The sequence below is a fragment of the Hymenobacter duratus genome, assembly GCF_014698995.1.
GTDB classification, from domain to species: domain Bacteria; phylum Bacteroidota; class Bacteroidia; order Cytophagales; family Hymenobacteraceae; genus Hymenobacter; species Hymenobacter duratus.
In genome coordinates this window covers 328,528-342,117 of record NZ_JACWZZ010000003.1, presented here as the reverse complement: position 1 = coordinate 342,117, position 13,590 = coordinate 328,528, and the positions used below count along the sequence as shown (strand labels likewise).

The window sequence follows — 13,590 nt, the reverse complement described above, 5'->3', positions numbered from 1 at the left end:
GCCTCTTCCACTCAGTGGAAGAGGCTTTTTTGTGTGCCGCTCAGCCGGGGCCGAAGGCGCTACTGGGCCGGGCCGGTGGGCGCGTCGTCGGCATCGGGGCCCGGCTGGCCGCCGCGCCGCACCACGCGGGCCGCCCCCTGGAAGGCCGCCCAGAACTCGGGCTCATCGGCCTGGTACACGGCCAGCAGCGCCGCGATGCGCGCCCCCAGGCGGCTGGTTTCCTTGATGAGGCGTTCGAGGCCGCTGCGGCCGGCGGCCCCGGCCGTGTCGTTGATGCGGCCTTCGGTGGTCGTGGCCCGAAACTCCTGGAGCAGCTTCTGGGCCTGCTGGTAGTGCTCGGGCAGGAAGCGGCGCTTGCTCAGGGCCGCGCTCCGCTCGGGGGCCAGGCTCAGCAGGCGGCGCGCTTCCTCCTGAAACGAGGTTTCGGTGAGCTTGGCCAACTGGCCGGGCCGGCCGGCCAGGGCCAGCAGGCGGGTGTCGTTGGTGGCGGTGGCTTCGGCCCGCACGGCCACGGCCAGGCGCTTGAGCAGGGCCGTGAGCTGGCTGCGGCTGCCGCGCTTGTGGGTGGTGTTGGCGTCGGAGTCGGCGGCCAGTACCTCATCGGCGAAGGTCTGGGCCTGCTCCAGGGTCTGCTGTAGCTGGGTGCGCAGGGGCGCTACATCGTCCTCCACGTCGGCGTACTGCGCTTTCTGCTCGGTCAGGAAGGCGAGCAGGGTGGTGTCGCGCCGCAGGCGCGCCTCAATCAAATCGTTTTTCATGGAATAAAGTAAAGTGAGAATAACACGCGGATAAGGTACTGATTAAATGAAATCCGGCCTAGTCCTACGCGCCTCCCCCCATGCGCATGCCATTTCCACCCGTGCGCGCGCCATTTCCACCTGTGCGGATTCCATTTCCACCCATGCGTGTACCATTTCCACCCATGCGTGCTTCATTTCCACCCTTGCGCGCGCCATTTCCACCCATACGCACGTCATTTCCACCCGTACACGCTTCGTTTCCACTGGTGTACGCCTCGTTTCCCGGTGTGCGGGAGGGAACCTCCTGGTGGGGCGCAGGGCGCGGGGCACCGGGCAGGGAAGAGGCAGCTGGTTAGCACGTTTCCAAGGAGCCGCCATAGCGTGCGTGCCCCGCCCGGCGCGCTAGGTAGCTGAATACAAGGAGCTCAACCATACGCCTACCATACCCAGTAGCAGGGCAGGGTAGCATAATGCTACTACATGTAAAAATATGAATAGTAGGGATAATCGGATATACGAATTAATTGACTTTATTTAGGAAAAATTAGCCAACCTTCTACCACCATGCAACGTATTTACGCACCCTTTTCCCGACTCAGTGTGTTTTCTCGCACCCTGCTTCTCGCAGCAGCACTGGGGGCGGGTACTCTGAGCGCACAGGCACAGTTTACTGCTGTGCAGAGCTTCAATGGGACCAATAACAACACGCCGGCCGGCGAGTTGGGCTATGAAGGAACGCCAGCCTTTATTGGCAGCACGGCCCCTGGCACTTGGCGGAATCCTGGTGACAACCTGTCGTTTGCCAGCAACAGCGCTTGGCGTATCCAGAATGCAACGGAAGGGCTGATGTTCCGCAACCGTACTACTACAGCTGCTTCTACCGGCAATTACATTCAGTTTCGGGTAGCTGCCTGGGGAACGAATGGCGGTGCTGGGTTGGATGCAGATGACGAAATCAACGTCAACGTCAGCATCGACGGGGGACTGACGTATACCAACACCCTGCGCATCACTGGTAAGACGAACGGTAGCGGTAATGGCTATTGGAACTTCACACCAGGCGCTCTGAACTCGACCACCTATGTTAACGGAGGAGCCGTACGGGTAACTGGCCCCAATACTGGCAACGATGACCACAACGGCGACGGATTTAGCAACTTCCGTATCAATCTGCCGAATGGCGCGCTGTCTGTCCGTTTCTCCATCATTGCCAGCAACAACAGCGCCGACGAAATCTGGATTATTGATGAGGTAACGGTAGGCAGCAGCGCCCCGCTACCGGTAGAGCTGAAATCGTTCACGGCCGAAGCCACGAGCAAAGGCACGCAGGTGCGCTGGGCAACGGCTTCCGAGAAAAACAACGCCGGCTTCAAAGTACAGCGCGGCACCACCGCCGATAAGTTTGAAACGATAGGCCAGGTAGCCGGTCACGGCACCTCCACCCAGGCGCACTCCTACGAGTGGCTCGATGCGCGGCCCCTGAGCGGCACCAGCTACTACCGCCTGCTCCAGACGGATACCGATGGCACCGAAACCTACTCGCCGGCAGTAGCGGTGCAGTCGGGCGGGGGCACCAAAGCCACGTTCTTCCCCAATCCTACCACCGGCAGCATCGTGCTGGCCCCCGGCATCGGCACGGTCCGCTACCGTATCCTGAACCCGCTGGGCCAGGCCGTACTAACTGGTGAGGCCACCGGCGGCAGCACCCTCGATGTACAGACGCTACGCGCCGGGTCGTATTTCCTGGAGCTCAACACCGCTTCCGGTCGCCAGATTCAGCGCTTCGTGCGCGAGCTGTAGCAGGCAGCCGCAAAGCTATAAAAGCAGAAGGGGCGCTATCCGAGTGAATAGCGCCCCTTCTGCTTGTATGTGTATATAGCTGCTGGCCGGTAGCCCGCAGGCAAGCTACACCGAGAAACTCTCGCCGCAGCCGCAGGTGCGGGAAGCATTCGGGTTGTCGAAATAGAAGCCTTTGCCGTTCAGTCCGTCGGAGAAGTCGAGCTCGGTGCCAGCCAGGTAGAGGAAGCTTTTCATATCCACTACCACGCGCACACCCTTGTCCTCAAACTCCTGGTCCATGGGCTTTACCTCGTTGTCGAAGTCGAGCTTGTAGCTAAGGCCCGAGCAGCCGCCGCCGGCCACGGAGGCGCGCAGGCGGTACGTGGCGTCCAGCTCCGCATCGTGCATGAGCTTTTCTACTTTTTCTTTGGCTTTATCAGAAACAGTAATCATGGGAAGAAGAGGCTACCTCCACCAGCGCTGCCGACCCGGCAGCATCGGGGAGAATTCTAGAAGCAGAACACCAAAGATACGACGCTTGTTCAGAAAGAGTCTAAAAAGCTTGAGCCAATAAGACGCCACCCGCAAAAAAAACGGAAACGCAGTACTGCGCTTCCGTTGTCGTTCGGTCGGGGCTGGGTGAGAGCTACGAGCTGGGGTTCAGCACCACGCTGAATACCGTAATGGTGCTCAGGTCGCGGCCGTAGTAGAGCTTGTCGAGGGCTTCGTAGGTGTTGTGGGCGCGGAAGTAGGAGGTTTGCAGCTCCTTCGCGTCGCGGGCCCGCCACTGGATGGTGTACGAGCTTTCCTCGTCGCGGTAGCGCTGCACGTAGGCCAGCATCTTGCGGAGCGCATCCAGCTTATCGTGGCCCATTTCGTAGCGGAACAGAAAGCTCTGCTGGTGGCGCGGGTTCACCGTTATAAGGTCCAGGCGCGTCTGCCCGTCCAGCTGCCGGAACTCAAACAGCAGGTTGCCCGGTCCCAGTCCCAGATAGTCTTCTATCTGCCGCTGAATCCGGGCACTTTCTACGTGTACGTCGGAGGGAGTGACGTCCATGGGGTAATGTGTGAATGGTTGAATGAGTGAATGAGCGAGTAGTTGTCGTGTGCTGTAAGACGCTTGCTCATCCTTTTATACAATAAACGAGTGAGCGAATAAAGTGCCACGGACAGCACTCATTCGCTCACTCGCTCATTCACTGTTGACTAGTGGTGCGACTTCGCCATTTCCAGCTCCGGCATCCCGTTTTTCACGCGGTAGTCGTTGATGGCCGACTTGATGGCGTCTTCGGCCAGCACCGAGCAGTGGATTTTCACGGGCGGCAGGGCCAGCTCTTCCACAATCTCCATGTTGTCGATGGCCAGGGCCTCGTCCACGGTCTTGCCTTTCAGCCACTCCGTCGCCAGCGACGACGAGGCAATGGCCGAGCCGCAGCCGAAGGTTTTGAATTTGGCGTCGGTGATGGTGTTCGTGGTTTCGTCCACCTCGATTTGCAGGCGCATTACGTCGCCGCACTCAGGCGCGCCTACCAAGCCGGTACCTACGTTTTTCTTGCTCTTGTCCAGCGTGCCCACGTTGCGGGGGTTGCTGTAATGGTCGATTACTTTATCGGAGTAAGCCATGGCTTTGTTGAAGTTTAGATGTCAGATTTTAGAACTCAGAACCTAGATTGAAAACCAAAGCTACGCTCTTGGTTCTCATTTCTAAGTTCTAAAATATTAATGTTCAGCCCACTCAATCGAGTTGAGGTCGATGCCTTCCTTGAACATCTCCCACAGCGGCGACATTTCGCGCAGCTTCGTTACAGCCTCCTTCACATGGTTGATGGCGTAGTCGATCTGCTCGTCGGTGGTGAAGCGGCTCAGGCCGAAGCGCAGGGAGCTGTGGGCGAGGTCGTCGCTGAGGCCCAGTGCCTTGAGTACGTACGAAGGCTCCAGGGAGGCTGAAGTACAGGCCGAGCCGGACGATACGGCCAGGTCTTTCACGCCCATCATCAGGCCTTCGCCCTCTACATATTTGAAGCTGATGTTGGCCACGTGCGGCAGGCGGCGCTCTACCGAGCCATTCACGTAGCTTTCTTCCAGCGTCAGCAGCTCTTTCTCCAGCCGGTCGCGCATGGCGCTCAGGCGGGCCGTATCGGCCGCCATTTCGAGGCGGGCCAACTCACAGGCTTTGCCCAGGCCAACAATGCCAGGCACGTTGAGGGTGCCGGAACGCATGCCCCGTTCGTGGCCGCCACCGTCCATCTGGGCGGTTACTTTCACACGTGGGTTTTTGCGACGCACATACAGCGCACCTACGCCTTTGGGGCCGTACATTTTGTGCGCCGTGAAAGCCATCAAGTCGATGCCGTCGGCAATGACGTCTACCGGGATTTTGCCTACTGCCTGCGTGCCGTCCGTCATGAACAGGGCACCGTGCTTGTGGGCAATGGCCGCAATTTCGCGGATAGGCTGAATGGTGCCGGTTTCGTTGTTGCCGTACATGATGGTCACCAGAATGGTTTCCGGAGTCATGGCAGCTTCCAGCTCTTCGAGGCTGATGAGGCCTTCGGCGTTAACTGGAAGGTAGGTTACACGGCCGCCCAGCTTCTCGATGTGCTTACAGGTATCGAGCACGGCTTTGTGCTCCGTAGTAGCCGTGATGATGTGGTTGCCCTTCTGCGCGTACATCTCAAACACGCCCTTGATGCCCAGATTGTCGGACTCAGTAGCGCCTGAGGTGAAGATAATTTCTTTCGGGTCGCAGTTGATCAGGCTGGCAATCTGTTCGCGGGCGTAGTCTACAGCTTCCTCCGCAGCCCAGCCAAAAGGATGGTTGCGCGAAGCAGCGTTGCCGAACACCTCGGTCAGATACGGCATCATCGCCTCCAGCACACGCGGGTCGAGGGGCGTAGTAGCGTTGTTGTCGAGGTAAATAGGTAGTTTGAGCATGGCTCGGGGTCTGGTTTCAGCGGAGAATCATTCGCAGGTAGAACACAAAAAACGATAAACAGGTTTTAGTTTCTTCCCACATTTGCAACTGCAAAAGTAGAACAAATACAAAGAAGCCTCGCTATGGGGCCAGTCCGCATTTTCGACCAATGTATGCTCACTAACCTTGAACACCTGGGCCTCGCCGTTAAAGATCTGGCGGCGGCTACTGCCTTATATACAAAGCTGCTGGGGCAAGAGCCCTACAAGCACGAGCATGTAGCCTCTGAAGCCGTGGATACGGTGTTTTTCCAAGTGGGAGGCTCTAAGATAGAGCTGTTGGCCGGCACCTCGCCCGACAGTGCCATCACGCGGTATCTGGAGAAAAAGCCGGAAGGTATTCATCACGTCGCGTTTGAGGTTGACGATATTCGGGCCGAGATGGCGCGGCTGCGGGCCGAGGGATTTGTGCTGCTGAACGAAGAACCCAAGCGCGGCGCCGACAACAAGCTGGTGTGTTTCGTGCATCCGAAGTCGGCGGGTGGCGTGCTGGTAGAGCTGTGCCAGTCCATTGTGGCGTGAGCTTGAGGCGCTCAAAGCACGTAGTATAGTCACTGCGCACCCACCTTTTCCATTTGTTCCCCCAAGAAGTCTGGCTTATGAGTACCAAATTTTTCCGTGAGGAGGTAGATGCCACCGTGGATGCGCTATTGATGCAGCAGGTAATTCTGTACCCAACCGATACGGTTTGGGGCTTGGGCTGCGACGCTGAGGCCCCGCCGGCGGTAGAGAAGCTCTATAAGCTCAAAAACCGTCCGGCCGACAAAGCCTGCATTGTGCTGGTAGCGGATGAGGTTATGTTTGCCCGGTACGCTGCCGTGGTGCCACCGAATCTGGCGGAGCTGCTGGCCACCCAGGCCCGGCCCACCACCTATGTAGTGCCCGGCAGCCGGCTGCTGGCCCCGAATCTGCTGGCTCCCGATGGCACCATCGGGTTGCGGGTGGTCCTCACCGATGAGTTCTGCAGCAAAGTAGTGCGCCGGCTGGGGCATGGGCTGGTATCCACGTCGGCTAACCTGAGCGGGGAGCCCACACCGGGCATCTACGCCGAAATAGACCCGCAGCTGGTGCGCAAAGTCGAGTATGTGGCCCACTGGCGCCAGGACGACACCACCCCGGCCACGCCTTCCCGCGTGGTGCGTGTGCTGCCCGATGGCTCGCTGGAAGTACTGCGCGACTAGCTGGCAGTTGCCTGCTGCCGGGGCCGAGCCATAGTGGAGTGCAAAAAACATTGACGTGCCGGGTTACCATTCGCGCTGAGGCGTATGAAGCGGGAATTCTTTCATCAGAAACTCCATACCCAACTTACTATGAAACGCTCGTTCAAATCCCTGCTCGTTCTGGCTGCTTTCGCTCCTTTCGCTCTGGCTTCTTGCTCGGAAAAGACGCAGGAAAACGCTGAGGCTACTGCCGAAAGCGCTGCTACCGATGCTGCCAACGCTACCGAAAACGCCGGCGACGCCGTAGAAAACGCTACCGACAATGCTGCTGCTGACGTGAAAGCCGATATGGCTCCCGAGGCTGGCGACACGGCTGTAGTAGTTAACAAAGAAGCCAACAAAGTAGTAGAGGAAGTTCCTGCCAAGCAGTAGTCTTCTGCGCCTTCTGGCAAAAAGCCCCTTTCGAACCTGGCTCGGAAGGGGCTTTTGCCGTTTTACGGGGTCAGCCGCGTACCGCTGATGCGGCAGCAAAGCATAGGCGGCAATAACACGAGTGGCGTACCTTTGTGCCCTAACCCGTTTTGCATGACTACTCCACAGCTGCCAGATCTTCCGTTGTTCCGCACGATTGCCGCTGCCGCCGGCGAATTGGGCTTTCCGGCTTATGTCATCGGGGGCTACGTGCGGGATTTGGCGCTGGCTCGGGAGAGCAAGGACGTGGACGTGGTATGCGTCGGCGACGGAATCCAACTGGCCCAGGCAGTGGGGCGCAAGCTGCCCGGCCGGCCGCGCGTAACGGTGTTCAAGAATTTCGGGACGGCCATGCTGCCGACACCCGAAGTAGAGGTGGAGTTTGTGGGAGCCCGCAAGGAAAGCTACCGCGCCGAAAGCCGCAAGCCCGAAGTAGAGGCCGGCACCCTGGAAGAGGATCTGGCGCGTCGCGACTTCACCATCAACGCCCTGGGCCTAAGCCTGAATCCGGAGGATTTCGGTACGCTCGTGGACCGCTACGACGGCATGGGCGACCTGCAGCGCAAGCTCATCCGGACGCCGCTCGACCCCGATATTACCTTCTCCGACGATCCGCTGCGCATGCTGCGCGCCATTCGGTTTGCCACCCAGCTGGATTTCGATATCGACCCCGACACCTTTGACGCGCTGGCCCGGAACAAGGAGCGCATCAAAATCGTGTCGCAGGAGCGGATTACGACCGAGCTGAACAAGATTATCATGGCCCCGAAGCCAAGCTACGGTTTCAAGCTGCTGTTCAGCAGTGGGCTGCTACAGCTCATCTTCCCGAAGATGGCCCTGTTACAGGGCGTGGAGAAGGTGGGCCAGCACGCGCACAAAGACAACTTCTACCACACGCTGCAGGTGCTCGACAACGTGGTGGCGGCCGGCGGCGACCTGTGGCTGCGCTGGGCGGCCATCCTGCACGACATTGCAAAGCCCGCCACCAAGCGCTACGACAAGCGGGTGGGCTGGACGTTTCACGGCCACGAAGACAAGGGCGCGCGCTGGGTGCCCGGCATCTTCACCGACCTTAAACTGCCGCTGGGCGAGGAAATGCGCCAGGTGCAGAAGCTGGTGCGCCTGCACCTGCGGCCCATTGTGCTGTCCAAGGAAATCGTGACGGACTCGGCGGTGCGCCGGCTGCTGTTCGAGGCCGGCGACGACATCGACCGCCTCATGCTGCTCTGCCGCGCCGATATCACCAGCAAGGACTACCACCGGAAGAGCCGCTACCTACGCAATTTCGACGTGGTGGAGCAGAAGCTGAAGGAAGTGGAAGAGAAGGACCACCTGCGCAACTTCAAGCCGGTCATCACCGGCGAAATCATCATGGAAACCTTCGGCCTGAAGCCCAGCCGCGAGGTAGGGCAGCTGAAAGAAGCGCTGCTGGACGCCATTCTGGAAGGCCGCATCCGCAACGAGTACGATGAGGCGTTTGCGCTGCTGCTGGCGCTGGGGCAGCACAAAGGCCTGGAAGTGGCCGGCAAGCCCTGACAGAAGGTGGAGTGGCCGCCGAAAGCGGCAGCCACACTACTACAGCATACCGGTCCGCCCCGGGCGCCAGCACAATCGGTTGTACGATTGAGGCTGACGCCCGGGGCGGACCGGTTAAACATAAGCGGTGCGCGCCACTCCAGAAGCAGCGCCACGATGGTTGCTTTGCTTTGGATTCAGCTAAAAATGAAGAAGCCTCTTATCTACTGGTTGCAGCACAGTAGATAAGAGGGCTTCTTCGGGTTGGCCTCTCACTCACCAGAAAAAGGCCATATTGTTGGTTTCTCTATAGCACAGATGGCAATTCGGGTAACAGCGTTGCCTGAAGAATAGGAAATATACAGATTAAGCGGATAAGATGCTGGCTTGCAGGCAAACATTACCGGCAGAAGCTGCGGCTAGTCGCGGATAGAGCGGATGCTGGAGGCTCCCACGGCGTCCTTGTCAACGTTGCCGGGGTTTCCGCTGTATTCCACCACGCTGGCACCCACCGCGGCGGCGTTGAGCGACTCGGTCACGTGCAGGCGGGCTTTGCTGCCGCCTACCAAGTCCACGTCGGCGTGGCGGGCCGTGAAGTCGGCGGCGGCAACCTCGCAGCCGGCGGCTCCGTCAATACTCAGCTTGTCGGCGCTGCCCTGCAGGGCTGCGCGGCACCCGGCCGCTAGGTCCAGGTCCAGGTCGTTGAGGCTGGCATCGAGGCGAAGCTGGCTGCCCCCGGCCTGCTGCACCTGCAGGTCGCCGGAGTTGAAGCCACTCACGTCGGCCCGGCTGCCACCCACCAGTTTCAGCATGTTCAACTCGGGCATGGTGATGGTGATGAGCACCTTTTCGTTGCTGCCACGGCGTGAGTCGAACAGGTTGCGGTTTCGGGGGCGGATCAGCAGCTCATTGCCTTCGCGGTCTACTTTCAGGTCGCGCAGGGCCCGACCGTTGCCGGCCGCTCTCACTTCAAAATCATTGCCCTGGCGCAGCACCACGCGGTAGGGCCCCACGATGTTGACCTGGTCGAAGTCTGATTCCGTGAAGCGCTGCCGGCCGGAACCGTAGGCATTTTCATCCGTGTCGAAGGACTGAACCTTGCCGAAGTTGAGGTTGATGTTTACGCCGCTGTCCTCGTTGCCGTCCTCGTAATCCGCGCTGTCTTCATCGGTGTCCTGCTCATCGGCAGGGGGGCAGCCGATGCATTCCAGCTTGTTGCCGCGCAGGCGGTAAGTGTAGTTTTCGGGTTCGTCGGGCGTTGTGTCGCCAACAAAGTTGTCGTCACCGAGCCAGTTGGCGGTGGCTTCGCTCAGGCGGAAAGTCCGGTCGCGGGGCAAACGCAGGGTCAGCTCTACGTCCTGGTCGCGGAAGCGGGCGTTGGGCTGATACGAGAAGTGGTCGTCCAGAATCAGGGTGGAGTCGCCGCGGGTACGAACTGTGTAGGCCACCGACGTAGCGGCAGTGCGGCTGGCTTCGGCTTCAGAAGCGCCCTTGGCCGAAATCAGCTGGAGCACTTCCACTACCTGGCCACTGTCAGCGGCAGCCAGCCGCACATCAACGTGCTGATCCCAGTCACGCTCGACGCGGCGGGTTTCCAGGCGCAGCACCGGGGCCGTGAGGCCAGCGTAGCGGGCCGTCTGCTCTACATCGGCGCTGTATTGGAACTCGCGGCTCTGGCGAGCTGCTGCCACCGTTACACCAATAATGCTCAGCAGCCACAGGCCAAACATCGACCAGCCTACCATGCGGCTGATAAGAGCCCGGCGCAGCAGCAACCCTACTCCAATCAGCAGCAGCGCCAAGGATGGAATAGCGGTGGCGGCGTAGCCGGCCATCCAGGCCCAGGTGGGCTGCTCCTCCAGCAGCTTCAGGAAGCTAGCGTCGCCGAAGGTCGGGTTTTGGGACTCCGGAATGAGGCCCAGCACCGCGCCCAGCGTGATGGTAAAGCCCACCAGCAGGCTAAACCCGATGACCGACAGCATCACGCCGGCAAAAATGCGGATGGCAGTGCCCACAAAGCTCAGCAGCGGGTTGAGCGCCTTGGCCAGGTCCTCGAAAAAAGTGCCCAGCGGCCGGCGGTTGCCGGCAGTAGTGTCGTCATAGTCGCGGGCGTTGCTGGCAATGCCCGACAACGTCAGGGCATCGCCGCGCATCCGCATCCGGTCGGCCACGGTTTTGGCTTCCGGCACCGCAATCCACAGAATGATGTAGAGAATCAGGCCGAAGCCAACGAACATTCCGATCAGAAACAGAATCCGTACCAGCGAAACGTCGGTGCCCAGATAGGCGGCCAAACCGGCCGATACCCCACCGATTTTGCCGGTATCCGTGTCGCGAAACAACTGCTTCTCGGTGCCGTCGGTGGGCTCAGGCGAGTCGTAGCGCTTGGGCAGCACAATCCACAGGACAACATACGACACGATAACCACGCCTGGCAGGAAGCCGATGAAGTCGCCGATGACCGGCGAGAGCAGCGAGGCCAGCGCAATCAGCCGCACCCACACCGCACTGATGCGGAAGTATTGCGCCAGACCGGCGCACACACCCGCAATTTTGCGGTGGCTCATGTCGCGGAACAGCTGGCGGGGCTCCTCCGGAGTGGCTGCTGCGCCGGCGCCGGGGTTGGTGCTGCTGTAGGCGCGGCTGCTGCCGGCGTAGGTGCCCTGGGCGGTGCCGCTGGCTACGGCGTCGGCCAGTAGCTCGTCATCGTCCTCGGCATCGTCGGCGCTCTGGAAGTCGCTGACGCGGCCCATTTTGGCCACCATGGCCTGCACGTCCTCCAGCGACACCACCTGCTTCATGTCGGAGAGGCGGGCGGCGAAGATTTCGGCAATGCGGCCTTCAATGTCGGACACAATTTCGTCGTGGCCGCGGTAGCCGCTGAAGTGGGCTTTTACTTCCGCCAGGTAGCGGCTCAGTACTTCATAGCCATCTTCTTCGATGTGGAAGATGATGCCTTGGAGGTTGATGCTGATATTCTTTTTCATCTCAGTTGCTGCAACTAGTCGGAAAAAAATCGGGAGAGGGAGCTGGTCGTTACAGTACGACCGGCAGTTCGGGGCTCCCGCTGGCGGAAGGCTTGGTCCGGATAATGCGAATGGAATCCTCGACTTCCTCCCACGTCAGGCGCAGCTGCTGGAGAAACTCCGTGCCGGCTTCGGTGAGGGTGTAGTACTTGCGGGGCGGGCCACTCATGGATTCCTTCCAGGTATAATCCAGGAGGCCGGCGTTCTTGAGGCGCGTCAGCAGCGGGTAGAGCGTACCCTCCACCACAATCATGCGGGCTTGGGTGAGCTCTTCGAGCATGTCCGACGCGTAAACCTCGCCGCGGGCGATGATTTCCAGAATGCAGAACTCCAGGATGCCTTTCCGCATCTGCACTTGGGTGTTCTCAACTTTCATGGGCTTGAGGCGGTAGTCGGTGAAGAATAAGTCAAAGGTAGCAAAAGGTACTATGCAACGCAAGGTACTGGGTGAAAAATATTTTGAGAAAATGATATTTTGATTTGGTTTTGTTGGTATATGTTTGATTGATAGTTATTTGCTTGTTTAAGCGGCCCTGCGGTTTAGCGGCTGCTGCATGTCCGGCGGACCCGAAGAGCCAAAAAACTCCGATACAACGCCGGTGCAAATCTGGCGGAGGGGCAATTCCGTAGCTCCGGAACCGAGGACAACCGGCCCTCTTTGCTCCGGAAAAATTTCGGAAACCATCCTGCAGGCCGCCACGTGGTGCGGTTTGTGCAGGCTTCGCGCGCGCGACGCACTATTAGTTAGTACCTTGCGTTGTGAAGCGGATTACCCGTTTTTAGCTCATTTTCTATGTCGCACGTTTTCCGTATTGCTCCCTTGCTGCTCGGTGTGAGTGGCGCGCTGACCCTGGCACCTCAGGTGGCCTCCGCGCAGGATTCCACGCCCAAGTACAGCAACGAATTTCTCAACATCGGTGTCGGGGGACGGGCCCTGGGCATGGGCAAAACGCAGGTGAGTCTGGCGCAGGACGCTACGGCCGGCTATTGGAACCCGGCCGGCCTGCTCAGCCAGAAAACCAAGTATGATGCCGTGCTGATGCACTCCGAGCTATTTTCGGGCATCGTCAAGAACGACTATGCGGCCTTCTCTATGCCGCTCGATGACCAGAGCGCCATCGGTATCAGCGCCGTGCGCCTCGGCGTCGATGATATTGCCGATACCCGCGACCTGATTAATGAGTACGGCTACATCCAGTACGACCGAATCCGGTACTTCTCCGTGGCTGACTATGCTGTGATGCTCTCGTATGCCCGCCGCATCGGCAACATCGAGGGACTGAAAGTGGGCGCCAACGCGAAGGTTATCTACCGCAACATCGGTGAGTTTGCCAACGCCTGGGGCTTCGGTATTGATGCCGGCATGCAGTACGACAAAGGCAACTGGCGCCTTGGCCTCATGGCCCGCGACATTACCACCACCGTGAATGCCTGGTCCATCAACTCCGAGCGGCTACGCCCCGTAGCCGGCGACTCTACCGACATTCCGGCCAACAGCACCGAAATAACGCTGCCCCGGTTTGTGCTGGGCGTAGGCCGCCTGATTCAGCTGCCCGGCGAGTTTACGGCCCTAGCCGCCGTAGACCTGGAAATGACCACCGATGGCCAGCGCAATACGCTGATATCGAGCAAAGCCGTGAGTATTGATCCGCGGGCGGGTCTGGAAATCGGCTACAAGAACCTAGTGTTTCTGCGCGGTGGCGTGAGTAACATCCAGCAGGTGAAAGCCTTTACCGGCTCCGATGAGTGGAAAGTGCAGCCTAGCCTAGGGGTAGGTGTGGCCTTGAGCGGCCTGCGCCTGGATGTGGCGCTTTCGCAGCTGGCTATTGAAAAGCTGGGCGGACGCAGCCAAACTAACAACATCATCGTTTCGTTGGGCTACGGCATCAAGTAGGGCCCAAACCTGAGGAAATAAGGGAAGTACCT

General features: G+C 59.5%; 13 protein-coding genes. 6 read left to right on the top strand and 7 right to left on the bottom strand.

What is annotated here, in order from left to right; all coding sequences use genetic code 11:
- Positions 1–59: 59 nt before the first annotated feature.
- Positions 60–758, bottom strand: coding sequence for a hypothetical protein (locus IC231_RS14950; RefSeq protein ID WP_190785299.1), 699 nt, complete (start codon positions 756–758; stop codon positions 60–62).
- A gap of 582 nt (positions 759–1,340) precedes the next feature.
- On the opposite strand from IC231_RS14950, the gene IC231_RS14945 reads away from it, so the two are divergent.
- Positions 1,341–2,540, top strand: coding sequence for a T9SS type A sorting domain-containing protein (locus IC231_RS14945; protein WP_190785298.1), 1,200 nt, complete (start codon positions 1,341–1,343; stop codon positions 2,538–2,540).
- Between the two features lie 105 nt (positions 2,541–2,645).
- Here the strand turns inward: IC231_RS14945 and IC231_RS14940 are convergent, their stop codons facing one another.
- From IC231_RS14940 to IC231_RS14925, 4 genes are all read right to left on the bottom strand, one after another.
- Positions 2,646–2,972 (bottom strand): HesB/IscA family protein, encoded by a 327-nt coding sequence (locus IC231_RS14940; RefSeq protein ID WP_044001463.1) that lies wholly within the window; start codon positions 2,970–2,972, stop codon positions 2,646–2,648.
- Between the two features lie 193 nt (positions 2,973–3,165).
- Positions 3,166–3,576, bottom strand: a complete 411-nt coding sequence (locus IC231_RS14935; RefSeq protein ID WP_185889490.1) for a hypothetical protein — start codon at positions 3,574–3,576, stop codon at positions 3,166–3,168.
- A gap of 149 nt (positions 3,577–3,725) precedes the next feature.
- The gene (gene iscU / locus IC231_RS14930) at positions 3,726–4,142 is read right to left on the bottom strand and encodes a Fe-S cluster assembly scaffold IscU (RefSeq protein WP_044017126.1); all 417 of its coding nucleotides are present in this window, start codon (positions 4,140–4,142) and stop codon (positions 3,726–3,728) included.
- Between the two features lie 96 nt (positions 4,143–4,238).
- A complete protein-coding gene (locus tag IC231_RS14925) occupies positions 4,239–5,453 on the bottom strand; it encodes an IscS subfamily cysteine desulfurase (RefSeq protein ID WP_190785297.1) in 1,215 nt (404 codons plus the stop codon).
- A gap of 153 nt (positions 5,454–5,606) precedes the next feature.
- On the opposite strand from IC231_RS14925, the gene mce reads away from it, so the two are divergent.
- From mce to IC231_RS14905, 4 genes are all read left to right on the top strand, one after another.
- The gene (gene mce, locus IC231_RS14920) at positions 5,607–6,014 is read left to right on the top strand and encodes a methylmalonyl-CoA epimerase (protein WP_190785296.1); all 408 of its coding nucleotides are present in this window, start codon (positions 5,607–5,609) and stop codon (positions 6,012–6,014) included.
- A gap of 77 nt (positions 6,015–6,091) precedes the next feature.
- On the top strand, positions 6,092–6,673 hold the full coding sequence (locus tag IC231_RS14915) for an L-threonylcarbamoyladenylate synthase (protein ID WP_190785295.1): 582 nt from the start codon (positions 6,092–6,094) through the stop codon (positions 6,671–6,673).
- 129 nt (positions 6,674–6,802) lie between these two features.
- Positions 6,803–7,084, top strand: coding sequence for a hypothetical protein (locus IC231_RS14910; RefSeq protein WP_073284039.1), 282 nt, complete (start codon positions 6,803–6,805; stop codon positions 7,082–7,084).
- Positions 7,085–7,237: 153 nt separating this feature from the next.
- Positions 7,238–8,659 carry a CCA tRNA nucleotidyltransferase gene (locus IC231_RS14905; RefSeq protein WP_190785294.1) on the top strand — a complete coding sequence of 474 codons (1,422 nt, stop codon included), beginning with the start codon at positions 7,238–7,240 and terminating at the stop codon, positions 8,657–8,659.
- A gap of 398 nt (positions 8,660–9,057) precedes the next feature.
- Here IC231_RS14905 and IC231_RS14900 read toward each other — a convergent pair whose 3' ends face one another.
- Together IC231_RS14900 and IC231_RS14895 are read right to left on the bottom strand one after the other, a co-directional pair.
- Positions 9,058–11,625 (bottom strand): PspC domain-containing protein, encoded by a 2,568-nt coding sequence (locus IC231_RS14900; protein WP_190785293.1) that lies wholly within the window; start codon positions 11,623–11,625, stop codon positions 9,058–9,060.
- Positions 11,626–11,674: 49 nt separating this feature from the next.
- A complete protein-coding gene (locus IC231_RS14895; protein ID WP_185889498.1) occupies positions 11,675–12,040 on the bottom strand; it encodes a PadR family transcriptional regulator in 366 nt (121 codons plus the stop codon).
- A gap of 417 nt (positions 12,041–12,457) precedes the next feature.
- Here IC231_RS14895 and IC231_RS14890 point away from each other — a divergent pair, with 417 nt between their 5' ends.
- A complete protein-coding gene (locus IC231_RS14890; protein WP_190785292.1) occupies positions 12,458–13,558 on the top strand; it encodes a putative type IX sorting system protein PorV2 in 1,101 nt (366 codons plus the stop codon).
- Positions 13,559–13,590 lie beyond the last annotated feature (32 nt).